17 protein-coding genes are annotated in these 24,970 nt (G+C 51.4%); 15 read left to right on the top strand and 2 right to left on the bottom strand.

The window, feature by feature from the left end; genetic code table 11:
- The 5 genes from PGL01S_RS19595 to PGL01S_RS19575 all read left to right on the top strand — a co-directional run.
- Positions 1 to 325: DUF4129 domain-containing protein (locus tag PGL01S_RS19595; protein ID WP_127496266.1), on the top strand; the 325-nt coding region annotated here is incomplete at its 5' end.
- Between the two features lie 302 nt (positions 326 to 627).
- Positions 628 to 1,488, top strand: a complete 861-nt coding sequence (locus tag PGL01S_RS19590; RefSeq protein WP_127496265.1) for a polysaccharide deacetylase family protein — start codon at positions 628 to 630, stop codon at positions 1,486 to 1,488.
- A 105-nt stretch (positions 1,489 to 1,593) separates the two neighbouring features.
- Positions 1,594 to 3,129 carry a glutamine-hydrolyzing GMP synthase gene (gene guaA / locus PGL01S_RS19585; RefSeq protein ID WP_127496264.1) on the top strand — a complete coding sequence of 512 codons (1,536 nt, stop codon included), beginning with the start codon at positions 1,594 to 1,596 and terminating at the stop codon, positions 3,127 to 3,129.
- 199 nt (positions 3,130 to 3,328) lie between these two features.
- Complete coding sequence (locus PGL01S_RS19580) at positions 3,329 to 4,234, top strand: AraC family transcriptional regulator (RefSeq protein WP_127496263.1); 906 nt, start codon at positions 3,329 to 3,331, stop codon at positions 4,232 to 4,234.
- 87 nt (positions 4,235 to 4,321) lie between these two features.
- Entirely contained in the window at positions 4,322 to 5,647 is a 1,326-nt protein-coding gene (locus PGL01S_RS19575; RefSeq protein WP_127496262.1) for a prolyl oligopeptidase family serine peptidase, read from the top strand.
- 80 nt (positions 5,648 to 5,727) lie between these two features.
- Here PGL01S_RS19575 and PGL01S_RS19570 read toward each other — a convergent pair whose 3' ends face one another.
- On the bottom strand, positions 5,728 to 6,957 hold the full coding sequence (locus PGL01S_RS19570; RefSeq protein ID WP_127496261.1) for a helix-turn-helix domain-containing protein: 1,230 nt from the start codon (positions 6,955 to 6,957) through the stop codon (positions 5,728 to 5,730).
- Between the two features lie 114 nt (positions 6,958 to 7,071).
- Between PGL01S_RS19570 and PGL01S_RS19565 the strand changes: the two genes are divergently transcribed.
- The 9 genes from PGL01S_RS19565 (at position 7,072) to PGL01S_RS19525 (ending at position 20,945) form a co-directional block, all read left to right on the top strand.
- On the top strand, positions 7,072 to 9,366 hold the full coding sequence (locus PGL01S_RS19565; RefSeq protein WP_127496260.1) for a beta-glucosidase family protein: 2,295 nt from the start codon (positions 7,072 to 7,074) through the stop codon (positions 9,364 to 9,366).
- Positions 9,367 to 9,535: 169 nt separating this feature from the next.
- Positions 9,536 to 10,405 carry a sugar phosphate isomerase/epimerase family protein gene (locus tag PGL01S_RS19560; RefSeq protein WP_127496259.1) on the top strand — a complete coding sequence of 290 codons (870 nt, stop codon included), beginning with the start codon at positions 9,536 to 9,538 and terminating at the stop codon, positions 10,403 to 10,405.
- A 21-nt stretch (positions 10,406 to 10,426) separates the two neighbouring features.
- Positions 10,427 to 11,527, top strand: a complete 1,101-nt coding sequence (locus tag PGL01S_RS19555; protein ID WP_127496258.1) for a Gfo/Idh/MocA family protein — start codon at positions 10,427 to 10,429, stop codon at positions 11,525 to 11,527.
- A gap of 106 nt (positions 11,528 to 11,633) precedes the next feature.
- Positions 11,634 to 13,382, top strand: coding sequence for a sensor histidine kinase (locus PGL01S_RS19550; protein WP_127496257.1), 1,749 nt, complete (start codon positions 11,634 to 11,636; stop codon positions 13,380 to 13,382).
- A 5-nt stretch (positions 13,383 to 13,387) separates the two neighbouring features.
- Entirely contained in the window at positions 13,388 to 14,977 is a 1,590-nt protein-coding gene (locus PGL01S_RS19545; protein WP_127496256.1) for a response regulator transcription factor, read from the top strand.
- A gap of 163 nt (positions 14,978 to 15,140) precedes the next feature.
- On the top strand, positions 15,141 to 16,082 hold the full coding sequence (locus tag PGL01S_RS19540) for an ABC transporter permease (RefSeq protein WP_127496270.1): 942 nt from the start codon (positions 15,141 to 15,143) through the stop codon (positions 16,080 to 16,082).
- A gap of 15 nt (positions 16,083 to 16,097) precedes the next feature.
- Positions 16,098 to 16,988, top strand: coding sequence for a carbohydrate ABC transporter permease (locus tag PGL01S_RS19535; protein WP_127496255.1), 891 nt, complete (start codon positions 16,098 to 16,100; stop codon positions 16,986 to 16,988).
- Positions 16,989 to 17,105: 117 nt separating this feature from the next.
- Entirely contained in the window at positions 17,106 to 18,659 is a 1,554-nt protein-coding gene (locus PGL01S_RS19530) for an ABC transporter substrate-binding protein (RefSeq protein WP_127496254.1), read from the top strand.
- A 12-nt stretch (positions 18,660 to 18,671) separates the two neighbouring features.
- Positions 18,672 to 20,945 carry a glycoside hydrolase family 3 protein gene (locus tag PGL01S_RS19525; protein WP_127496253.1) on the top strand — a complete coding sequence of 758 codons (2,274 nt, stop codon included), beginning with the start codon at positions 18,672 to 18,674 and terminating at the stop codon, positions 20,943 to 20,945.
- Positions 20,946 to 21,002: 57 nt separating this feature from the next.
- Here PGL01S_RS19525 and PGL01S_RS19520 read toward each other — a convergent pair whose 3' ends face one another.
- Positions 21,003 to 23,924: an S-layer homology domain-containing protein gene (locus PGL01S_RS19520; RefSeq protein ID WP_244935660.1), complete on the bottom strand. Its 2,922-nt coding sequence runs from the start codon at positions 23,922 to 23,924 to the stop codon at positions 21,003 to 21,005.
- 162 nt (positions 23,925 to 24,086) lie between these two features.
- Between PGL01S_RS19520 and PGL01S_RS19515 the strand changes: the two genes are divergently transcribed.
- Entirely contained in the window at positions 24,087 to 24,944 is an 858-nt protein-coding gene (locus PGL01S_RS19515) for an AraC family transcriptional regulator (RefSeq protein WP_127496252.1), read from the top strand.
- The last annotated feature ends 26 nt before the right edge of the window (positions 24,945 to 24,970 follow it).

Below are 24,970 nucleotides of genomic sequence, written 5' to 3'. Positions count from 1 at the left end.
GGCGCATGGCGCAGGCCGCGCCGCGGCCGCGCAAGAGCAGTTCGCCGCGGTATCCGCCGCGGCGTGGGTCCTGCTCGGCCGCCGCATGATGGCGCGGCCGCCGCATCATACCGCGCGCGAATACGCGGACGCCGTGTCGGCGTCGATGCCCGGCGCGCGCGCCGAAGCGCTCCGGCGGTTCATCGCCTGGGACGATGCCGCCCGGTTCGGGCAGCGGGGCGAATGGACCGCCCCGCCTCCGGAGGAGCTTGCCGCCGCGATGAACGCGCTGCTCGGCAAGCCCCGCAAAGCCGTTCCGGCGGCCTCTGTGCAAGCCGCCGAATAATCAAAGCCCGTCCCCCGAATGTTAACCGGGGGACGGGCTTTTTTTGCATAAACCGTGGAATCGGTCATCCAAATGACCAGTTTGAAGAAGATAAGGCCCTTTAGGGGCCTTAACACCCCAAAAGAAGCCGTTACTCTGCAGTTTAAGGTCCCTCAGGGACCTTAAAACTCACGAAACTGCGAAATTCGGCATCCAAGTGAGCATTAGCACTTTCCTAACCGTATGCATACTCTCCCCGACAGTTGCCATGCTAATAAAATGGAAATCTACAACATGATTACGTACAGAAGGGGGATTTTCCATTGATTCGATTACTTGCGGCTTTCGTTATCGGTGCTCTGCTTATTTCATCAGCAACGGGATGCGCGAGCCATCACGAGAAGGAACAGGGCAGGAATACACAGCCTCAGCCTAATGCGTATTCGGAAGAAGAAATTCCTATTCAAATACAGAATGAAGACGATACGCCCGAGCTGGTAGGCGGCCCGGAGGATGTAGTCCGCAAGGAAGAGCCGCTGACGCTGGCGGAGCTCCGCAAGAAGTACAAAAGCATTTTTTTGCTGCAGGGCGACTCCAAGGAGAAGCGCGTGGCGCTGACCTTTGACGACGGTCCGGACGAGACCTTTACGCCGCTGGTACTGGACGAGCTCAAAAAAGCCGGCGTCAAAGCGACTTTTTTCGTCGTGGGCAACCGGATTGAAGCGAACCCGGATATTTTTCAGCGGATGGTGAACGAGGGACATGCGATTGGCAATCACTCCTACAGCCATCCTAATTTTTTGAAGCTGTCCGACGATAAATTCAGGGGGGAAATCGAAAAGACCGACAGGCTGATCAAGACGTATATCGGTTATCTTCCGTCGCTTGTGAGAGCGCCTTACGGGGGAGTGACGGAGAACCAGATCAACTGGCTGGCCAGCATGGAGAAAAAAATCATCAATTGGAACGTGGATTCCCTGGACTGGAAAGGGCTAAACGCCGATGAAGTGTACGCCAATATCATGAATGCAACCAAAAACGGAAGTATCGTTTTGCAGCATTCCGCGAGTGGCGAGGATGGGGATCTGACAGGGACGGTGGAAGCGCTTGGACGGGTCATTGCCCAATTAAAGGAAAAGAATATGGAGCTAGTAACCGTACCGGATCTCATTCATTTGCAATAATGCACCGAAAAGTCGACATAAATCGGGTTTTGCCCTGCTCCCCTACCTTGACTCGTCCAAAGGGCTATATATATAATTACTACATTAATTGAGGGAGGCTCGGTAATGAACAAGAATGAAATTATCATTGTACTCGACTTCGGGGGACAGTACAACCAGCTGATCGCGCGCCGCATCCGCGACTTGGGCGTATACAGCGAACTGCTGCCATTTAACACGTCGGTAGAACGGATCCGCGAACTGCAGCCGAAAGGCATCGTATTCTCGGGAGGACCGGCAAGCGTTTATGAAGAAAAGTCCCCATTGGTAGATCCGGCAATTTATGATCTGGGCGTTCCAATCTTTGGTATCTGCTACGGCATGCAAATGATGTCGCATCAGCTCGAAGGCAAGGTCGAGCGTGCCGGCAAACGCGAGTACGGTAAAGCGGAAGTGGACTTTGCGGAAGGCAGCCATCTGGCACAAGGCCTGGACGAGCGTCAAACGGTATGGATGAGCCATAGCGATCTTGTAGTCGAGCCGCCTGCGGGCTTCCGCGTCGACGCAAGCACCGAGCATGCTCCAATCGCAGCAATGAGCAATACGGATCGTAAATTCTACGCGGTACAATTCCATCCAGAGGTTCGTCACTCTGTGTATGGCAACGAAATGATTCGTAACTTCCTGTACAATATCTGCGGCTGCGAAGGCAACTGGACGATGGAATCGTTTATTGAAGATACGATTCGTGATATCCGCAACCAAGTTGGCGATAAAAAAGTGCTGTGCGGTCTGTCCGGCGGCGTAGATTCCTCGGTTGTTGCGATGCTGATTCACAAAGCGATCGGCGATCAATTGACATGCATGTTCATCGATCACGGCATGCTGCGTAAAGACGAGGCTGAGAGCGTAATGGAGACGTTCGTCGGCAAGTTCGATATGAAAGTCGTGAAGATCGACGCAAGCGAGCGCTTCCTTGGCAAGCTGAAAGGCGTTACCGACCCTGAGCAGAAGCGTAAGATTATCGGTAACGAGTTCATCTACGTATTCGACGAAGAGTCGGCTAAGCTTGGCGAGTTCGATTTCCTCGCACAAGGCACGCTGTACACCGATATCGTCGAGAGCGGTACGGCTACGGCGCAGACGATCAAGTCGCATCACAACGTGGGCGGACTGCCTGAAGATATGAAATTCGAGCTCGTTGAGCCCCTGAAGACATTGTTCAAGGACGAGGTTCGTAAAGTAGGCGCGGAATGCGGTCTTCCAGACGAAATCGTTCACCGTCAGCCGTTCCCGGGTCCGGGTCTTGCGATCCGTGTTCTTGGCGAGGTAACAGAAGATAAGCTGCACATCGTTCGCGAATCCGACGCGATTCTGCGCGACGAGATTGCAAAAGCCGGTCTTGACCGCGAGATCTGGCAGTACTTCACGGCTCTGCCTGGCATGAAATCCGTTGGCGTTATGGGTGACGCACGTACGTACTCGTACACAGTCGGCATCCGCGCAGTAACTTCCATCGACGGCATGACAGCGGACTGGGCGCGTATCCCTTGGGATGTTCTCGAGAAAATCTCCGTTCGTATCGTGAACGAAGTGGACAACGTTAACCGTATCGTCTACGACGTAACGTCCAAGCCACCGGCAACGATCGAGTGGGAATAGGATTTAATAAAGATGATCTCTGTAACGAACAGAGGTCATCTTTTTTTTTCCTCACCGGCTAGTTTGCCGAAAAAAGTCAACTTTGTGCTATAAAATAATCAATTTCTTGTTCGAAATTTTGGTTGCAAACCTTTATCATATAATACGAATGAGGATGCTATATCCATTGTATGCGCCTATTTACGCTGGAGGTTATGGAATGGAATACAAATATGAAATGGTTAAAACCGACGGTCAGTTACCTGTTAAAGTTATCATTCATACCGCAGACGTACAGATGCATATACCAAGACATTGGCATGAAAGCATTGAAATATCCTATGTTCTCTCCGGGAAAATTGACGAAATCTACATAGACGGCAAAGTATATGAATCCCTGCAGGGGGATGTTGTTTTAATCAATTCCAACGCCATTCATTCTTTTTCAGTGAATTCGGGGAAAAATCGAAAGGCGGTCACCTTGCTTATCCCTTATGAGTTTATTGAGAATATTTATCCCGCTATTGATCAAACTTCATTTCATTGCATATCCGCAGGCGATACGGGAAGAAACTCGCAGTATGAAGAGCTGCGAGGCAATATCCATTCCATCGTGGACGCTTACGAGAAGATTGAGGTTGATCCTTTGGCTTATATTAAAGTAACCGGTTTGTCCTACGAGTTAATTTATATCCTATTAAAAAACTTTAAAATTCAAAAAACGAACAACGGTAAAATTACAACGCAGAAATATTTGGAGCGGTTGTCCATGATCGCGGGGTATATCAAAGAAAATTATCGTCAGAATCTAACGATCGACCATCTCTCCACCCGGTTTCATTTATCTGCTGAATATCTGTCCCGATTTTTTCATAAACACACAGGGATGACCGTATTGCATTATATTCAGGCTGTCCGTCTTGAAAAGTCGTATGCCGATCTCATGAATACGGATTACCCCATCCTCCGGATTGCATTAAACCACGGCTTCCCGAATGAAAAGTCCTATATCAGGGTGTTTAAAGCGTTCTTCCATGAAACGCCCTATCAATATAGAAAAAAGAGAAGCTGCAAAAGTCAGGATTTGACCATAGACAAGATAATAAAAGATGGGATTATGAGCTAATCTTTTTTTACAATAAAATAAGTAAGCGCTTTCTATTTGTGAAGGTTTTCAAATCTGACAAAAGATCAGGAGGTAGTGAGCGTTTTAATGGCAATGAAGAAACGCGGAAGAACGGCACTTTTATGTACCTTGGCAGTTTGTACGACCCTTTCGCTTGGCATGGGAACCGTGGATGCGGAAGCGAAGACGAAGCCGGGCTCATACCGGACAGTTACGGAAATTAAGGATTGGGGGCCTGCAATAACGAAGATCATTGTCGATGTAGGTAAGCCGATCCCGGTAAAATCCATAGCGGCGGATACGTTCAAAGTGCATGTGGTCAGAAGCGATCTCCGGCTGGAAAAGCCGTTTTTGGAAGAAGGGGACCGTAAGGTAACAAAAGCTTATGTCGCGGATAAGGATGGAAAGGCCGCAGTAAAAGAAGGGAAGTACGTTGTGCTCGAAATGGAAATCGGCCCGACAGTAACATTAGGTTCGGCCATGAATTTCAGTATGAGCACCTATCTTAATGATTGGATTGAAAGCAAGTATACGATTACTCAGCAAAAGGACATTGTTACGCCGTCAGGGAAAGTTTCCGGATTAGTGATGGATACCTTAGCAGGCGAAGTAAGAGTGCTCGTAGACGATTTCTCGACGGGCAAAGCTTCGTATAATGGTGTTCAATTAACTTATGCTGATTATTCGCCGGTGAAAGACAAGAAGAAGAACCCTTTGATTATTTGGCTGCATGGCATGGGAGAAGGCGGCACGGATCCGACGCTTGCCATTGCCGGCAATAAAGCCGTTAACTTTGCTTCCGAGCAGATTCAATCCTATTTTGGCGGTGCTTACGTATTGGCCCCTCAAACGCCAACCTATTGGATGGATGGTTTGAGCGGGTTTGGAGACGGCACTTCCAAATATGAAGATGCGCTAATGAAACTCATTAAAGATTATGTCAGCACGAACAAAGACATCGATCCAAGCCGGATTTATATTGGCGGAGATTCTAACGGCGGGTATATGACCATGCTGATGATCCGTGATTATTCTAAATACTTTGCAGCAGCTTTTCCGACATGCGAGGCGCTTAAGGATTCGCTCATTACGGATGCAGACATTCAGAGCATGAAAAATCTTCCGATCTGGTTCATAGCGGCAAAAACGGATAAGACCGTTCCCGTCCAGGATTACGCCGTTCCGACCTATAACCGATTAGTCGAGGCGGGGGCCAAAGATGTTCACTTCTCCTTGTTCGATCGTGTAATCGATACTTCCGGCTTGTACAAAAAAGCGGACGGTACGCCGTTCGAATATGACGGGCACTGGTCATGGATTTATGTGTACAACAACCAGGTATCTGAGAAAATAAACGGAAAAAAAACAACGCTTATGACATGGCTAGCCAGTCAGTCTTTAAATAAAAAGTAATTTGCATTTTCGTATAACAATGCGGTAATGAAACGGGCTGCCCCTAAGGTCAACGGCTGGGGGGACAGCCCTTCTTTTATCTATAACGTAGCCCGATAATGCTTCGGCGTCGTTCCCGCGTGTTTCTTAAACACCTTGATGAAATGCGCCTGATCGTAAAAGCCCAAGCGGGATCCAATAGACGAGATGTTATCTCCGGTCATTTGGAGCAGCTTTTTGGCCTCCTCGATTCTTTCCTTTTGAATATAGCAAGCTATAGTCTGGCCCGTCTCTTTTTTGAACAGATGCATGAGGTAACCGCTGTTCAACCCCGATACGGCTGCCAACTTATCTACGGTAATTTCGTCGTAGAGATGGGTGTAGATGTATTCCCGGCAAGCCTTGACGGGTTTGGACAAAACATGAATACGGCATTGCTCGACCCTCTCCGCAAAATCCAGCAGCGCGCCTTCCATGGCAGCCCTCACCGTCTGGATGTCGTGAAGCTCCTCAATTTGCTGAATGTACAAATCACTCAGCATGTAAGCCTGCTGTTCGTACAGGCCTCCTTCAATCGCTGCCCGCATCCCAAGCGCGATCCCGCAAATCGCCAGGTTTTTTAGACTGCGGATATGACTGCGTTTGGATAACACGCCGGCCCCGTCATAGGAAAACTCCGCTAATTTGATCATCAGCCCCGCCGGATCTCCTACCCGAATCAGATTAAAAAGCTTTTTTTCCTCCATCATGCTCTGGTGAAAAGTGAGGGACTCCCGGTGGGCGGATATGGTGCGTTCGACATCCCTTTTGAAAGCTTTTGGCTGCGCATATTTGAAGCAGTATTGAAGCACATCGGTTATTTCCAGTGCCTCTTGATTAACAAGCAAGTTCGTCAGCACGCAGATATGAAGCAGGCGCATCCGATTGACCTTGGGAAGGCTTTCCCAATAAGCGGCCCAGTCAGGCATTTCCCGGTACGGGATTTGATAATCGTTCAGCTGCTTGGCCCTATGCTCTTCTGCCGGAAGCTCCTCCATGGAAGGGCCGACTATAATAAAAGCCTTGTTCATGCTTTCACGCTTGACGGGGATAATGATGAACTGCTCCCAAAAGTTCGTCGTACGAATCGAGGGGAATTCCGTCTCCGGTTCGAGAAGCGATTGAGCCAGACCCTCCATATCGGGAAATAACGGACTTAACGGAATGCTTGCTGCGGCAGCTGCGTCTATAGAAAGCTGATTGTCCTGGGTGTAAAAAACGGGAAGGCGGCAACTCTCCTGAATCAGCTTGCATAAATGAGAAAGATCGCGTGAATAAACGGTATGCTCCATGTTATTCCCACCTCAGAACGGTACAATTTTTCTGACTATTATACCATAAAAGTAAGCGCATTCATGCGAAAATGAAGGCGAGAATGGTGAAGATTTCTTAAAGGGGGATTTCAGATGGAGCGCGATATTCAGGCACTAATCGCCGAAATGACACTGGAAGAAAAAGCAGGCATGTGCTCGGGCCTCGATTTTTGGCGGCTTAAAGGCGTGGAGCGATTAGGCATTCCAAGCATTATGGTGACGGACGGACCGCACGGACTGCGCAAGCAGCAGGGCGGAACGGATCATCTTGGCATTTTCGAGAGCGTGCCTGCGACCTGCTTCCCTTCTGCTGCCGGGATGGCAAGCTCCTGGGACCGCGAGCTGATCGCAAGCGTTGGTGTGGCGCTTGGTGAAGAATGCCAGGCCGAGGATGTCGCCGTCCTGCTTGGGCCGGGAGCCAATATTAAACGCTCGCCGCTTTGCGGACGCAACTTCGAATATTTCTCCGAGGACCCTTATCTATCCTCAGAGATTGCGGCCAGCCACATTAACGGCGTTCAGAGCCAAGGAGTAGGCACCTCGCTGAAGCATTTTGCCGTGAACAATCAGGAGCACCGCCGGATGGGCGTCGATGCGGTAGTCGATGAGCGCACGCTGCGCGAAATTTATTTGGCCAGCTTCGAGGGCGCGGTACGCAAGGCTCAGCCTTGGACGGTTATGAGCGCTTATAACAAGGTGAACGGCACGTATGCTTCCGAAAATCCATACCTGCTTACCGATATATTGAAGGATGAATGGGGTCATGAGGGTCTTGTCGTGACGGACTGGGGGGCGAACAATAACCGCGTGGACGGCCTCGCTGCCGGTCAAGTGCTGGAGATGCCGTCAAGCGGCGGCGTTAATGACCGGAAAATCGTCGCAGCTGTACAGAACGGTCAGTTGTCTGAAGAGGTGCTCGACCGCGCGGTTGAACGGATTTTGAACCTTATTTTCAAGAGCGTGGATAACAGGAAGCCGGAGGCAGATTACGACCGTTCGGCGCATCATACCCTTGCCCGTAAGGTTGCCGGGGAAACGATGGTACTGCTGAAAAACGAACAAAATCTGCTCCCGCTGCAGCAAAACCGTAAATTGGCCGTTATTGGGGCATTTGCGCAAAAGCCAAGATACCAGGGCGGAGGCAGCTCCCATATTAAACCGACGCAGATCGATGTGCCGTTTGAGGAAATTCAAAAGCTTGCGGGCGATGCCGCGTCAGTGGTGTACGCGCAAGGCTATCATGCGGATAGTGACGATACCGACGAAAAGCTGCTGGAACAAGCGATCGAAGCAGCTAAAGCTGCCAATGTCGCCATCATTTTTGCGGGATTGCCGGACCGCTATGAATCCGAGGGTTATGATCGCAAGCACCTGCGGATGCCCGCCAATCAGAATCAACTCATTGAGGCGATTGCCGCGGTGCAAAGCAACGTGGTGGTCGTTCTGCTCAACGGTTCCCCGGTCGAGATGCCTTGGATTGGCCAAGCGGGGTCGGTGCTTGAAGCCTATCTGGGCGGCCAAGCCGTTGGCGGCGCGATTGCGGATGTATTGCTTGGCATCGTAAATCCAAGCGGCAAGCTGGCCGAGACGTTCCCGGTGAAGCTCAGCGACAACCCTTCGTTTCTGTTCTTCCCTGGCGAGGGTAACCGCGTCGAATACCGCGAGGGGATCTTTGTCGGGTACCGCTATTACGACACGAAGCACGTAAAGCCGCTGTTCCCATTTGGACATGGGCTTAGCTATACGTCGTTTGCTTATTCCAACCTCTTGCTGAGCCGTAAGGAAATGCTGGACACGGATACCCTGGAGGTACAGGTAACCGTGCAGAATACCGGCACCTGGGCGGGTAAAGAAATCGTGCAGCTGTACGTGCGGGATGTGGACAGCACCTTCATGCGTCCAACGAAAGAGCTGAAACAATTCGCCAAGGTCGACTTGCAGCCAGGCGAGACAACGACGGTAACGTTGACGCTGGACAAACGCTCCTTCGCCTATTACAACGTGTTGCTAAAGGACTGGCATGTGGAATCCGGCCAATATGAAATCCTGATCGGTCGGTCCTCCGAGGACGTTTTGCTGAGCGATACTCTTACCGTCGAATCTACCGTTAAAGTAAAAACAAAAGTCGACCGCAGCACGCTACTTGCCGATCTGATGAGCGATCCGGACCGGGCGCCGGTTGTGCAAGGGCTCATTCAGAGCTTCCAGTCAGGCATGGGCGCTTCGATGGACAGCGATTCGATGAAAGACGCGATGGGCGAAGGCATGGGCGAGATGTTTGCCGAGATGATGAAATATATGCCGCTTCGGGCGATGGTCTCTTTCAGCCAAGGCGCGTTTACGGACGAAATGCTGGATGGACTCCTGGCACAGCTTAATCAGCTCTAATTATCGTCGTGATGTGCGGAAATTCAAAAGGATGATGTCGGTTACGCGAAAGAGAGTTAGGCTCTAGTTCGTTATGATACAGATGAACGATAAATCATCGATCACGATGAAGTTGACGCTTACGAAGTAAGAATTGCTTCACAATTCTTTTTAGGAGGCAGGCCAGAAAATGACGATGAAAGCGGGCATTAATATTTTTTCGGTGTACAGGGAGCTTGGCGAGGATTACTTTGGCACTTTGCAAAAGGTTGCCGAAGCAGGGTATGAGAATATCGAGCTGATCGGCTTTAACATGAAGTCCTTCACGCGTTATATCGACGAGATTCCGATGGAGTCGCTGCGGGACAAATGTCGGGAGCTTGGCCTTACCGCCATAGCGGTTCACGAAGGAGCGCAACCGGGAGCAGATTTGCTGGCGAATGATTGGGATGGCTTGATGAGCTATTACGGCGGGATTGGCTGCGAACGGATCGTACTGCCCTCCGTCTGGATTTCCAATCGGGAGGATACGCTTAGAGCCGCGGAGCAAATGAACCGGATCGGCAAAAAAATGAAGGATAACGGCTTCGGGTTCTATCTGCATAACCATGCTCATGAATTCAAATCCATCGGCAACGAAACGCTGTTTGATGTCCTGCTCGAGAATACGGATCCTGCTTATCTGAAATTCGAGGTTGATTTGGCGTGGGTGATGCGTGCGGGGCTCGATCCCGTTCAGGTCCTGACCAAGCTTGGAGAGCGCTGCGATATCATTCACCAGAAGGATTTGGCTCACGAGCTTAAAGGCCAGCTTAATATATTGGAGGCTGCGGAGCGGGAAGGCGACAATATGCAAAGTCCGTTCGAGGCTTATCAGAAATACGTGGGTCCTCAGGATTTTGTTGATCTTGGCACCGGCCGATTTGATTTTGCAGGCGTTTATGAACAGATCCGTGCAATGGGACATGTACAGTATGCCTTGGTGGAGAACGAGGGAGAGTCAGCCGATAAGTTCGCCAGCATCCGCCAAGATTTAGAGATTATCAGAAAGTACATATAAAAACAGGAGGTGGATGTTAAAATGATAAACCAAAAGCTAAGAATCGGCATCATCGGCTGCGGCGGTATTGCCGTTCAAAAACATATGCCGTCGCTGGCCAAGCTGCCGCATTTGGGAGAAATGGTTGCGTTCTGCGATATCGTGGAGGAGCGTGCTCAAAAGGCGGCCAAGGACTTTGGCGGGGAGAACGCCAAGGTTTATACCGACTATAAGGAATTGCTGAACGATAGCTCTATCGATGTTGTACATGTGCTCACGCCTAACCTGCAGCACTCCTATATTAGCGTGGATGCTCTTGAAGCCGGCAAGCATGTGATGTGCGAGAAGCCGATGGCGATTAATTCCATCGAAGCGAAGAAAATGGTCGATGCCGCGGAGCGAACGGGCAAAAAGCTGACAATTGGCTACCAGAACCGGTTCCGCAACGATTCCCAGGCGCTCTATAAGGCTTGCCGCGAGGGTGAGCTTGGCGATATTTATGTGGCCAAAGCGCATGCCGTCCGCAGACGCGGGGTTCCGACTTGGGGCGTATTTCTCGACAAGGAGCAGCAGGGCGGCGGGCCATTGATCGATTTGGGCACCCATGCGCTGGATTTGGCGTTATGGTTCATGGACAACTATAAGCCCGTATCCGTATCCGGCTCCGTATTCCATAAGATGGCGGATAAATACGAGGGTAATATGCTGGGTCCTTGGGACCCGGAAAGCTATAAGGTCGAGGATTCCGCTTTTGGTTTTATTAAGATGGAGAACGGCGCTACCATCTTCCTTGAGTCGGCTTGGGCTTTAAATACAACGGATTCGAGAGAAGCGATGACAACGCTTTGCGGCACGGAAGGCGGGGCAGAGATGAGAGCAAGCTCCGTCATGGGCAAGTCGGATGTTATCTTCAACAGCGTGAAGCATGGGCAGCTGGTGGAAACAAAGCCGTCCGTCAGCGGAGGCATTGCCTATTTCGGCCCCGGAGCCGAAGAGGATGGCGTAAAAGAAGCGAGACAATGGCTGGAATGCATTCTGAACGATACGGAACCTCTTGTGAAGCCGGAACAGGCTTACGTGGTGACGCAAATCTTAGAAGCGATCTATAAATCGGCTGAAACAGGAAAAGTTGTAGAGCTCTAATCAACCTCCCGTTCCTGGAACCTTCCATTATACGGGAAGGTTCCTTTGTTTTTTTGCTAGACATGATCCTGCTTATACTCCAAAGGCGCAAGGGGATGGATGCTGCTTGAAACCATTCAACCGGACCGTGTTTAATTCGCTACACATTAAGCTTATAGCCGGAATCTTCCTTATTATTGCTCCGATGGTTTCCTTTCTGATCTATAACAATTTCTATTCGATGGATGTTGTCCGCAATCAGGTTGCGCAGTCAAACAGCAATATGCTCAATCTGTACATGGGCATCATCGACAACAAGCTGAACGATATCGACCAGTACCTGCTAAAATTCGCCGCCGAGGAATCCGGACTAATTCTTCTCGAGAGCTCCTCCAAATCGGATGTGGACGGGTACAATCTGGAGCGGATCTGGCTGTTCAGCAAATTGAGAGACAACACGATTTATTACAAAGGGCTCGACTACCTTTTCGTTTATTCGCCGGTGAACGATGATTTACTGTTCGCTCCGAAGGTAGCGGGGTCTGCCGATTCGGGTAACGAACCGATCCAAAAGGCAATTATGGGGATCCTGCGCGATACTCAAGCTTCGAAGAACGCCAGCGTTTCTTACGACCGTTGGGCTGTGCTTCCCATGCAGCAGCAGGATTATCTTCTCCACATTCAAAAGGTCGGCGGCCTGTACATAGGGGCCGGAGTGAACGCTTCCGAGGTTATGGGTCCTCTTGATCTTCTTGATCTGGGAGACGAGGGAAGGGCGCTTCTTGTGGATGGAGACCATGCAGCCGTACAAGACAAAGCCTTTATTAACGGACATGGGATCGACCTTGCCTTTCAGTCGGACGACTACCGTCTTACCGGCAACAAGCAGCAATATCTCGTCATTGGGAAAAATTCAAGCATTGGGGATTTCGGGCTTGCGGCGGTTGTTCCAGACGATACGATTCTGGAACGGCTGCCTTACTTACAGAGGGTTATTTTGCTTATGGCGACAGGCTCCATTCTCATCTTGCTTGCTTCAATCTACTTCCTTCGCAGGGTAGTCCTGCTGCCCATCCGCCGGATTGTTACCGCGATGCGCAAAATCAAGGAGGGCTACCTCGAGGCGAGAATACCAGACCGGCCCACTTCCAATGAATTCGAGCTGATGAATAAGACCTTCAACAGCATGGTAGGCGAGCTCCAGCAATTAAAGATTGACGTTTACGAGGAGCAATTGAACAGCCAGCGCGCGGAGCTTAAACAGCTTCAGCTGCAAATCAACCCGCATTTCTTCCTGAACAGCCTGAACGTCGTCTACTATATGGCCCAGGAAAAGAAGTACGACCTGATTCAGGAGCTTTCCCTGTCGCTTATTCGTTACTTCCGGTTCATGTTCCGCAGCCAGACCGATTATGCGCTGCTGCAGGACGAGCTTAGTCTAACCGAGCACTACCTGAAAATTCAAGGCTTCCGCTTCCCCGGCAGCTTGTCCTACACCGTGACTGCCGAGGACGGGCTGCAGGATTGCGTTATTCCGCCTTTGATTATCCAGAGCTTTGCCGAGAACACCATTAAGCATGCGGTAAATACGGATGAGCCGACCCATATCGAGATCGAGGTCGGGACAACGGGAGTGACGGAGGCAGGGAAGCTGCATATCCGGATCCGGGACACGGGCTGCGGCTTTTCCGAGGATGTCTTAAGCAAGCTGAGCGAAGGAATGAATCTGACGAATGAGGGCGGAGAGCATATCGGAATCTGGAATGTCCGGCGCAGACTGCGTCTTTTGTATCGTTCGGAGGCAGAAATCACGTTCTCGAACGATCAGGGAGCCGTTATCGATATGATTTTGCCAATGTACAAGGAAACGGGGTAAGCGCTATGTACCGGTTATTGATTGTGGATGACGAAGCGATCATTGCGAATGGCATTAAAGCTAGCGTGGATTGGAATTGCGTCAGGGTTACTTCCGTTACGATAGCGAACAATGCCAGGCAAGCCAAGGAAAAATTCATGGAGCAGCCCTTTGATATTATGATTTGCGATATTGAGATGCCGCAGGGCAACGGACTGGAGCTTTACGAATGGGTGAGGGAGCATTATCCGCAGACGGAATGTGTTTTTATTACGTGCCATGCCGATTTTGGGTATGCCAAAAAAGCGCTGCAGCTTGGCAGCTTTGAGTATTTATTAAAGCCCGTGCCCCCGGACGAATTAAAGCTTGTTATGTCGAGGCTGATCAAGAAAATCAGGGATGAGCGGGAAGCGGCCGGCAGAGAGGCGGAGCGGTTCTGGCAGGATGTGCTGAATCAGGCCATCCCTTCAAGCAAGGATAAAATGATGGAGGTCATCCGGAAGCAGAAGCTGTCTTATACCGGATCGATGGAATTTCTGCCTGTCTTGATTCCGATCTCGCATTGGGAAAAGCCGTTATCCGTCCGCGATGCGCAGCTAATGGAATACGCGCTTCGCAACGCCATGGAGGAGATTGTCGTGCTGCGTTTTCCCCATGCTCAAATCGTCCGGATCAGCCCGGAGTATTTCATGATTGTTTTCCCTCGCGAGAGGGCGGAGGACCATGATCCATTCCGGAAGGAAATTCAAGGCCGCTGCATCGATTTTATCAAAGGCTGCAATCAATATTTGGGCTGCCATTTATCCTGTTATTTCGGTAAGCCCGTACCGATGCATGAAGTGCGGAATATGACCGAGCAATTGATGGATTTCAAGAAAAATCAGGTCAACATTGTAGACCGCGTTATCTTTTATAACGGGCAATTGAAGGACGAATGCGAACGCCATCAGATCCCTCTGCCTCCCATCCCCGTGTGGTCGGAGCTGATCAAGCAAGGGAATATGAAGCAGGTGATCGATGAGGCTCAGCATTATCTCGACACCTTGAAGCGGATCGACAACCTGGGGGTAAAGGGGCTGCATCGCTTCTATCAAAACTTTCTGCAGATGGTGCTGTATGCGCTGCAGCAGCATGGACTACGCGCGGATGAAATCTTCCCGGATCATTTGACGCCTGCGCGGGCGTTAACCGCTACCCGAAGCGTTAACGAATTGCAGAATTGGGTGAAGGGGATGCTTGAGGCTGCCCTTGTTCAGATGAAAAAGGTTGACGCGGGCGAGTCTATTATCGAAAAGATCAAGCGTTATATCGCCCTGAATCTCGACCAGGAGCTGTCGAGGCAATATATTGCCGATTATGTCGGGCTAAGCCCGGATTATATCGTAAAGCTGTTCAAGAAAGAGACGGGTTTATCCGTCTCGGATTATATTTTGACCGAGCGGATCAAGCTTGCGAAAGAGCTGTTGGCCAAGACGGATACAACGATCAGCAACGTGGCCCTTGCGGTAGGGTTCTGCAATTTCTCGTATTTCTCCACGCTGTTCAAGAAGGAAGTAGCGATGACGCCCCAGGAGTATCGAAGGGTGAAGCAGCCGGCAATCAGGGCCTGCAGGTAGATTTGCGCCATGTCGGAAACTCGAAAACAGGATGACGGATTCTTGGAAGCCCGGGTTGCATGCCTTAAGCTACTATGAAGCTATGAAGAACAACTCATCCTAAAAAGAGGTGGTCAAGTCCGTGAATGCCAATACTCGAATTGCTGCCGTGGAGCAGGTCTCAATGCGGACGAAGAAGCGTTCGGCTTTTGCAGTAAAGCTCAAGAAGATTATGAAATACCGGGCGCTCATTCTGATGGCGCTGCCGGGTCTGTTGTATCTGTTCATTAACAATTATTTGCCGATGTTTGGCATCGTGATCGCCTTCAAAGACATTAACTTTGCAAAAGGAATCATGGGAAGCGATTGGATCGGATTTAAAAACTTCGAATACCTGTTCAAGACGCAAGACGCTTATGTCATCACACGGAATACGCTGCTGTACAACATCGTGTTTATCCTGCTGAACACGACCATTGCGTTTGCGCTCGCCATTATGCTTAACGAGATCCGCAAGCGCTTTTTATCCAGAACGTACCAGACGCTTATCCTTCTGCCGTATTTGATTTCCATGGTTATTGTCGGGTACCTGGTGCTTGGGTTCCTGGATGTCGAGAACGGCTTTATGAACAAAACCCTGCTTCCCATGCTTGGCATGGAGCCGATCTCCTGGTATTCCGAGACCAAGTATTGGCCTTGGATTCTAACGATCGTTAACGTCTGGAAGGGCGTCGGCAATTTGTGCATTATCTACTTGGCGGCCATTATCGGCATCGACCAGGAATATTACGAAGCGGCTACGATCGATGGAGCGAATAGGTGGCAGCAGGTGGTTAGAATCACCTTCCCGCTTGTTCTGCCGGTCATCACGATTATGTCGCTGCTGGCCATCGGCCGGATCTTCTACTCCGACTTCGGCTTGTTCTATCAGGTGCCGCTTAATACGGGCTCGCTTATGCCGGTAACCAATACGATCGATACGTACGTATACCGCGCATTGATTAATCTCGGGGATATCGGGATGTCCTCGGCGGCCGGTCTCTATCAGGCTCTGGTCGGCTTTATCCTCGTCATCGTTTCCAATGCGGTCGTGCGCAAATTCAACAAGGACAACGCTTTGTTCTAGAAAGGGGAAGTTTTCATGCAATCATCCGCTAGAGTTTATCAATGGCTGCTCAACCTCGTCATGATTGTATTTACGCTGTTCTGCCTGATGCCGATCTGGCTGCTGTTTTCTTCCTCCTTGACCGACGATATGGAGCTTGTCCGCAGCGGTTATGCGTTTTTCCCGGAAAAAATCAGCTTCTCGGCCTATCATTATTTATGGAATACGTCTTCGGAGATTGCCAGAGCATACGGCATTACGATTCTTACTACGGTCATTGGCACGGCAGCGGGCTTGTCGCTAACCGCCATGGTGGCGTACCCGCTCTCGCGAATAGAGATGCCTTTCCGCAACTCCCTCGCGTTCTACGTATTTTTCACCATGTTGTTTAACGGAGGGCTTGTACCTACGTACCTGCTGTACACGAACTACTTTGATTTTAAAAATACGCTTCTTGCCTTGATTATCCCCGGTTTGCTGATGAACGGTTTTTTCATTATTCTGATGCGCACCTTCTTTGCGACCTCCATCCCGACGGCGATTATTGAATCGGCCTATATCGACGGGGCGAAGGAATGGAAAATCTTCTACCGGATAGTGCTGCCGCTTTCCACTCCGGTGCTGGCTACGGTAGGCCTGTTCTATGTCATTCTGTACTGGAACGACTGGTTTAACGGCCTCATTTATTTAACGGACAGCAAATATTACAGCTTGCAGAACCTGCTTAACCGGATCCTGCTGGATATTCAATACCTGCAGTCTTCAACGCAATCAGGCAATCAGGCCAGCAGCCTATCGGCCAGAATACCGCTCGCCTCGATGCGGATGGCAATGGCGGTGATCGGAGTTGTTCCGCTGCTTGTTGCTTATCCGTTCTTCCAGAAATATTTTGCGAAAGGCCTGACGGTCGGAGCCGTAAAAGGATAACGGCTTGCCGGAAATTGAAAAGCAGCCGGACGGAATTGTGAAAGCCGGGTTCACCGGTTTCCGTTATCCTAATCAATGTAATCGCTTACAGATGAATATTTTGGGGAGGTCATTGAGATGAAAAAGATGCGTTCCGTAAGTTTGGCTTTAGCACTGACGTTGTCCGTTACGGCGCTCGGCGCATGCAGCGGCGGAGGAAACAATGGCGGAAATGGCGGCACAGCAAGCAGCGGTTCAGGCACGGAAGCAAGCAGTTCGAATGGAGGCGGAAAGGAAGCGCTAAAGCCGGTGAAGCTGGTCATGGTTTTTCCGGCTGCGGGTGAGCCCAAGGATTTGCAGCTTGTCTCCGACGAGATCAACAAGATTACGAAAGAGAAAATCAACGCAACGGTTAAGCTAGTTCCGATCGGCTGGGGGGCCTGGACGCAGCAAAGAACGTTAATGATGTCGGGCAAGGAGCAGGTAGACTTGATTCTCAGCGGTCTCGGAACCTACAGCCAGGATGTCGCGAAAGGCCAGTTCCTGGAGCTTAACGACTATTTGGAGAATGAAGGAAATGGCGTTAAGCAAGCTTTGGACAACCTGGATCCCGGGTTTCTGAACGCAACGAAGATAGACGGCAAAATTTACGCCGTACCGAGCATCAGGGATTTGGCGGCGGACTTCGGCATTACGATGCGCAAGGATCTGGTAGACAAATATAACATCGATACCACCTCGATCAAATCGCTTGACGATTTGGATGCAATCTTCAAAACGATTAAGGACAATGAGCCGGACATCGTTCCGACAGTGAAGTATGGCAATTCGATTATCGACATTTACGTGCGAAGCGCGTTTGACACCTTAAGCGACGGGTTCGGCGTCCTTCCCGGCAATGACAATAACTTGAAGCTCGTTGACATGTATGAGGCGCCGGAATACAAAGAAATGCTGAACACGGTAAGAAGATGGTATTTGGCCGGCTACATTGCGAAGGATGCCGCGACAAGCACCGAAACGCAATACAACATGGTGAAAGCGGGCAAAGCGTTCTCGTGGATTTCCCATATGAAGCCGGGTATCGAGACGCAGGAGTCCAGAAATACGGCTAGAGAGATGATATCGGTGCATTTCAAACCGGCGATCTCAACAACGAGCGATATTACCTCCATTATGTGGAGCGTAGCGAGAAACTCCGCGGATCCTTCGCGGGCTATGATGCTGCTTAATCTGCTGTATACGGACAAGGACCTCATTAATCTGTTTGACTACGGGATTGAAGGCAAACATTACACGAAGGTATCGGACAATGTGATCGATTTCCCTCAAGGCGTCGATGCTACCAACTCCGGCTATAACCTGCAGCTGGGCTGGATGTTTGGCAATCAGGCGCTTTCCTACATCTGGAATGGAGACAGCCCGGACCTGTGGAATCAGTTAATGGATTTCAACAAGAACGCTACCAAATCAAAAGCAATGGGCTTTATCTTTAATGCCGATGCCGTGAAATCGGAAATTGCAGCCGTAACCAACGTAACGAATCAATACAAGGTCGCTCTTGAAACGGGGACGGTTGATCCGGAGACTCAGCTGCCGAAGTTTATCGATCAGTTGAAAGCGGCGGGTATCGATAAAATTATCGCGGAAAAGCAAAAACAGCTGGATGCATGGGCTGCATCAAACGGCTAGGAGGTCCCTTGAATGAAGAACCCGATCGCTGCAACGCTCGAACAGGCGAGTATTCAGTATGTAACCAATGAAGGCGGTCCAACGCTGGGGTATTGTCCGGCTTCCGGCGTAACGATCATCGAACAGGATGGTCTTAAGTTTAAGGATTTAAGCAAGGACGGACAATTGCATCCTTACGAGGACTGGAGGCTGCCTGCCGACGAACGGGCGCAGGATCTTGCCTCCCGGATGACGATTGAGCAGATTGCCGGACTAATGCTGTACAGCAGCCATCAGAACGTGCCTTCTCCAAGCGGCGGATTTTTTACGGGAACCTATGGCGGCAAGCCGTTCGAGGAAGCCGGAGTAAAAGCGTGGACGCTTAGCGATCAGCAGGCAGCCTTTCTGTCGCAGGATTACGTAAGGCATGTTCTCGTCATGGCGATTAGCGGCAATAGGGACGGAGCGCTCTGGAGCAACCAGATGCAGGCGTTTGCGGAAGCCGAAAGCTTGGGTATCCCTGTTAACATTAGCTCAGATCCTCGTCACGGCATCGATATCGGCGCGGAATTTACCGGCGGAGCGGGCAGCCGAATCTCGAAGTGGCCGGAGACGCTTGGACTCGCCGCAACCTTCAACCCAAGCATCGTCCGGCAGTTTGGGGAGGTGGCTTCCCGGGAGTATCGCGCGCTTGGCATCGCGACGGCCTTGTCGCCGCAAATCGATATCGCGACGGATCCGCGCTGGTTCCGGTTTAGCGGTACGTTTGGCGAGGATCCTCTTCTGTCGACGGAGATGGCTAGAGCGTACGTGGACGGGTTCCAGACCTCGGATGCCGGGTCGGCGGACGGCTGGGGAGCGTGCAGCGTCAACGCGATGGTGAAGCATTGGCCGGGCGGCGGTTCGGGAGAAGGCGGAAGGGACGCGCATTTCGGATTCGGCAAATACGCCGTCTATCCAGGCAATAACTTCGAGGAGCATCTCGAGCCGTTTGTAAACGGTGCCTTTAAGCTGGAGGGCAAGACCGGCGAAGCATCCGCCGTGATGCCTTATTATACGATTTCTCACGGACGGGATGACGTATACGGCGAGAACGTAGGGAATTCGTACAATAAGTATCTGATTACCGACCTGCTTCGCGAGAAATACGGCTATGACGGCGTTGTCTGTACGGACTGGAACATTACGGCCGACGAGGGAGCGGCCATCGAATCGATGTTTGGCGGGAAATCATGGGGCGTAGAAGGGCTTTCCGTCGCCGAGCGCCATTACAAGCTTCTTATGGCCGGCGTTGACCAGTTCGGCGGCAACAATGATTCGCAGCCCGTGCTGGAAGCTTACCGCATGGGCGTCGATGAACATGGGGAGGCCTATATGCGGGAACGTTTCGAGAAGTCGGCGGTCCGCTTGTTGAAGAACATTTTCCGCGTTGGCCTATTCGAGAATCCGTACCTCGACGCGGAGCAAAGCAAGAAGCTTGTCGCAAGCGAGCCTTTCGTTCGCGCAGGCCACGAGGCGCAGCTCAAATCGGTTGTGATGGTGAAAAATAAAGATCAGGCGCTGCCGCTTAAGCCACGCAGCCGCGTGTATATCCCTAACAGATACACGGCGCCGGAGAAGCATTTTATCGGATTTACGATTCCGGAGCGCAATGAATCTCCGATCGATCTTGCTTTAGCCGAACAGTTTTTCGATATCGTTGAGGACCCGGGCGATGCGGATTTCGCAATCGTGGCGATTCGCGGAGCGAGAGCGGGATTGGGCTACAGCCGGGAGGATGCGGCTGCCGGAGGCAACGGCTACGTGCCGATCAGCCTGCAGTACAGGCCTTATACGGCAGAGCATGCGCGGGAGACAAGTCTTGCGGGGGATGCCAGGGAACGGGATGTGTTAAACCGTTCGTACCAAGGCAAAACCGTAACGACGCATAACGAGTCCGATCTGGATCTTGTGCTGGAAACGAAGAGCAGGATGGGGGAAAAGCCGGTTATCGTCACATTGTTCCTTGTTAATCCAACCGTGATGGAAGAGTTCGAGACTTCCGCAGATGCGATTCTCGTTCACTTCGGTTCCAGCGACAAGGCGATGCTGGAGCTGCTGTCCGGTCAAGCGGAGCCATCCGGCTTGCTGCCGCTGCAGCTTCCGGCGAATATGAGGACCGTAGAAGAGCAGTTCGAGGATGTACCCCATGACATGGCGTGCCACGTTGATGACCAGCAGCATGCGTATGATTTTGGCTTCGGCATGAACTGGCAAGGCGTTATCGAAGACGACCGTACCCGTAAATACGGTAGAAAGCGTTCATAACAGGTGAAAAAACTCCCTTCAAGCTGCAAGATAGCAGCCGGAAGGGAGTTTTTTTGATTAAATATTTAGAGCATCAAGCAAGGCATAAGCGACCTTCACGGCTTCGGCGCGCGTCAAGGTGTCATTCGGGCGGAAGCTGCCGTCCGGATAACCGCTCACGATACCCGCGGCAGTCGTTTGACTTACGGCATCGAGGGCCCAGGCCGGGATAGCATTTGCATCGTTGAATGTCTTGCCGGTGCCAGGCGGAGCGATGCCGCCAGCCTTCAGAACGCGCGCGGCGATTACCGCGATTTCGGCGCGTGTGATTCGCTGCGATGCGTTAAAGACAGAGCCGTCTTTCGTATCGAAGCCGGTCACATAGCCGGCATCGGTGGCTGCTTTCACTTGCGACTTGGCCCAAGCCGGAATCAGGCTGTCATCGGCAAATTGGGTTGCACCGGGTGCGGCAGGAAGACTTAGCGAGTCTGCCAGCAGCTTCACCCATTCTGCGCGCGTGACCGGCTGGTCCGGACGGAACGTTCCGTCTTCGTAACCGGAGACTACCTCCATGCCGATCAAGCGGTCGGCATAAGGTTTTGCCCAGGATGCGTTAAGATCCGGGAAGGCTTGAGGCGCGTAGCCGAACACCCCGAATTTCGTGAAATGCTTAACGTTGACCGTAATGGTGCTTCCGTTTGCTTGGCCGCCGAGGAAAATCCATTTCTTCAGCTTTTCGTTATAGTAGTACACGGCAGGCTGGCCGTTTGGCGCAGCCGAATTCATCGCGTAGTTAAAGGTTAATTCAACCGGCTTGCCGAACGTTGTACCGGCGCTGCTTGTCATCTCTACGATTGGGCTGAGCGCCTTTAATGAACCAAGCGGCGGCTGCTGCTCCGAGGAGAGAACCTGCGCTCCGATTGTACCGCTTGCGGACAATGCTCCTGCCGGTATCTTGAAGGCGATCACGTCTTTCAAGCTGCCTTCCGCGCCTTTGGCCGCATCAAAGGTAACGGAAACGGATGTTGCAGGCGTGCCCGGTGATGTTGTGTTTCCACCGCCACCCGGAGTCGAAGTTGACGGCATCGCTTTGATCGTGATGGCAAAGGTTTTGGAATCCGACGAATCGCCTCGTGAAGCGGTTGCTTTAAGCGTAACCGATGCGTCAGGCTGTCCCGCCGCAGGACGGCTCACTTTTGCGATGCCATTTTCAATTGCGACTGCATTGACTTGGTCAGCCGTTTCCTCCCAGGCAATTGCCGCACCATGCTCTCCTTCGGAAGGGAGAGTGATATTATCCGTAACCGCATCCGTATGGCCAAGCGTCAGCTTGCCGAGCGTATCTTGCACCGCCTGCTCATCCGTGTATGCAGCCGTATCCACGAAGATGGGATTCGAGTAGAACCACAGATCCTGATAGTTGCGGTTGTTAATCTCGTTGAATCGGGCCTCAGCATCGGCGGTTGTTGTTTTTGGATCGATGAGCGGATTGCCGTCCAGCGTCTCGCCCGGCACGTTCATTCCGAGATTCGTGCCTCTTAGACGGAAATACTGATCCTTGCTTGCTTTCGGCAGGTCGTAAGTGATGACGTTATAGCCGTTTGCGTCCGTTGTCCAATCATCGCTGGTGAAAGTGGCAACGACGCGGGTGGTATCGTTCGTATCCTTGTCGTAAGCCGGAGTTCCTTTCTCCGCCGGGCCGGTCACATCGCCTTCAATCAGATCGATATGGTCAACCGCCGGCTTCATGCCGCCGGATTGTCCGCTGTTGATCGGATTCTCGTAGTTATTGGCCTCCGGGCTCTTGAACTTGATCGTAAGGGTAAGCTTATCCCCTTCGGTTGCCTGCAGGGTTCCGCCCATCTCGGCATTGGTGCCGCCGTCCGCAAGGCGGAAGTCCAGGGCGTTAATCAGGTCGCCAAAAACGGAGAACGATTTACCCGAGCGCATGCCGTTCAGAATATCCTGCGTGGATTTTCCTTCGCTCCAAATATAGTTTTTAGCGTATTCGCCCGGCCAGTAGCCGCTAGAATTGGTATCGATGGTTTTAAAATGGTAGTCCGAATTCGCGAAATTCCAGAACTTGCGGCCTTCGCCAAGCAGGGAATCCCATACGCCTCCAACCTTCGCGACCATGTAATCGACACCGCCGTAGGAACGGTTCTTGTAGTTGTCGTTAGCCGTAGGGTTAGCGGGATCGTACGCCGAGTTATACCCGCCGCGGTCCGGCTCCATTTGATTGCCTAGCATCCCCTCGAAGCCAAACGCGATGTCCGGAGCGGCATTGTTGAAGTCGCGGAAGTCGGAAATCTTGTATTTGCCTACACCTCTGGAAGGATGGTTGACAATCATGTAGCTGGTCTCGGGATAATTGCGTTTGAGCCAGTTAATCGCGGATAAGCTGTCTGCATGCGTGCTGTACGCCCGGTTATCGGCGGCCTGCCACTGCAGAGCATCGGCAGGGTTAAACCAGGATGCATCGCGGTTCGTGAACAAGTATTCGAATTGGTTCGCGGCTTTCAGCGCTGCTTCGGAGCCGGGTTCATCCGTAAGAATGCCAACGGAGCCATGCTCATGCGAAGGGATATCCCATTCGAAGCCGGAGAATATCGTCTTGCCGGCGTATTTGCCTGCATCCTGCAAAGCTTTTATTTTTGGAACCTGGTATTCTAGCAGCCCTTTCGATAAAGGAATAGGACCGCCGGGAATGTCTGCGCCCGTATCGTCCCGTTTGGAAGAGCGCAAATGATCCGCCAGCATAATAAAATCAAGGCCGTAGGTTGTCAAACCGTGATCCAGCACCGATTCGAGCGAGCTTTGGGCATCGTCGGATTCGAAGGTGTGAGCGTGGAATTCGCCGGTTAACCATTGACCCTGATCCTGCGTGGCGATTGTATCGGCAGCCGCAGCTTTAGGAAGGGGAACCGCCAGGCCAGTAGACAGGATACTAGCCGAGAGAACCATAGGGAATACGATTCGAGCTTGCTTGTTAAATTTCAAAACGTTAGTACACCACCAGTCTGCAAATGTGTTGCCCAAGAGGAAGTAGGGGCATGATCAAGTGTACAAGTCTAACATCAAGGGGGTGTTAGGCGAGGGAGTTGTTATGTTAGTTGAATGTAAAATATACTACTATTAACTACTCTCCCAGGAGGTCCTGCCATGAAGCCGATTCCTACCGTCTCCCGCGATTTGATTGAGCTGCCGCCGGCTTTTCCGATCGTCATCTCGCAGTCGGAAGGCGTCAGCCCGCTGTTTCAGCGGCTGCATTGGCATACGGCTCTGGAGATTAACTATATCAACCGGGGAAGCGGCTACTATCTGATTAACGGTACGAGGCATGACTTCCGGGAAGGGGATATTCTTCTTATCAACTCGAATGATCTGCACCGCGCCTTCGAGAACGAAGCGCTGGTCATGACGATCATTATGTTTGATCCGGCGTATTTTGCCTTGGAGCAGCGTTATGATACGGAGCTTCTCGTTCCCTTCCGGGAGATCGGAAAGCGGTTCGATAACCTGCTCGACCGGGGTCATCCGATGCTGCCTCGGCTAGGTGCGGCGATAGAGGAGATGCGCAGCGAGTTCGCCTGCCGGGAGCCGCATTACGAAGCGGTAATCCGGTCGCAGCTGGTGCAGTTTATGGCGTTCGTCAACCGTTACTTCGCGAAGGAGCGGGAGCGCCGTTCGTCCCATATTCGGGGAATGGATACGGTGCGCTTAGTATTGAATACCGTAGAAGCTGACATTGCTTATCCTTGGACGTTAAAAGAACTGGCCGCTGCCGCGCATCTTAGTCCGTCTCGCTTCAGCGCCTTGTTTGTACAGACGGTTGGCACATCGCCGATGGACTATTTGATTCAGTTAAGGCTGTCCGCGGCGGTTACTCTGCTGGAGTCCTCGGACAAGAAAATTATCGAAGTCGCGGAATCTACGGGATTTCGCAATTTATCCAATTTCAACAGGCTGTTCAAGCAGCATATCGGGAAGCTGCCGTCGGAGCTTCGGCCCCATCACTAATCTCATAAAACAGTAAGATCGTATCA

It is taken from the genome of Paenibacillus glycanilyticus NBRC 16618, assembly GCF_004000805.1.
Lineage (GTDB): Bacteria > Bacillota > Bacilli > Paenibacillales > Paenibacillaceae > Pristimantibacillus > Pristimantibacillus glycanilyticus.
The sequence above is the reverse complement of the archived record's forward strand: the minus strand, read 5'-3'. Positions and strand labels throughout refer to the sequence as shown.

What these genes read in the sequence shown, in the direction of transcription:
- guaA (WP_127496264.1), top strand. Translation starts at nt 1,594, where the DNA reads ATGAACAAGAATGAAATTATCATTGTACTCGACTTCGGGGGACAGTAC.
- PGL01S_RS19530 (WP_127496254.1), top strand. Translation starts at nt 17,106, where the DNA reads ATGAAAAAGATGCGTTCCGTAAGTTTGGCTTTAGCACTGACGTTGTCC.
- PGL01S_RS19560 (WP_127496259.1), top strand. Translation starts at nt 9,536, where the DNA reads ATGACGATGAAAGCGGGCATTAATATTTTTTCGGTGTACAGGGAGCTT.
- PGL01S_RS19525 (WP_127496253.1), top strand. Translation starts at nt 18,672, where the DNA reads ATGAAGAACCCGATCGCTGCAACGCTCGAACAGGCGAGTATTCAGTAT.
- PGL01S_RS19515 (WP_127496252.1), top strand. Translation starts at nt 24,087, where the DNA reads ATGAAGCCGATTCCTACCGTCTCCCGCGATTTGATTGAGCTGCCGCCG.
- PGL01S_RS19565 (WP_127496260.1), top strand. Translation starts at nt 7,072, where the DNA reads ATGGAGCGCGATATTCAGGCACTAATCGCCGAAATGACACTGGAAGAA.
- PGL01S_RS19575 (WP_127496262.1), top strand. Translation starts at nt 4,322, where the DNA reads ATGGCAATGAAGAAACGCGGAAGAACGGCACTTTTATGTACCTTGGCA.
- PGL01S_RS19540 (WP_127496270.1), top strand. Translation starts at nt 15,141, where the DNA reads ATGCGGACGAAGAAGCGTTCGGCTTTTGCAGTAAAGCTCAAGAAGATT.
- PGL01S_RS19555 (WP_127496258.1), top strand. Translation starts at nt 10,427, where the DNA reads ATGATAAACCAAAAGCTAAGAATCGGCATCATCGGCTGCGGCGGTATT.
- PGL01S_RS19545 (WP_127496256.1), top strand. Translation starts at nt 13,388, where the DNA reads ATGTACCGGTTATTGATTGTGGATGACGAAGCGATCATTGCGAATGGC.
- PGL01S_RS19535 (WP_127496255.1), top strand. Translation starts at nt 16,098, where the DNA reads ATGCAATCATCCGCTAGAGTTTATCAATGGCTGCTCAACCTCGTCATG.
- PGL01S_RS19580 (WP_127496263.1), top strand. Translation starts at nt 3,329, where the DNA reads ATGGAATACAAATATGAAATGGTTAAAACCGACGGTCAGTTACCTGTT.
- PGL01S_RS19570 (WP_127496261.1), bottom strand. Translation starts at nt 6,957, where the DNA reads ATGGAGCATACCGTTTATTCACGCGATCTTTCTCATTTATGCAAGCTG.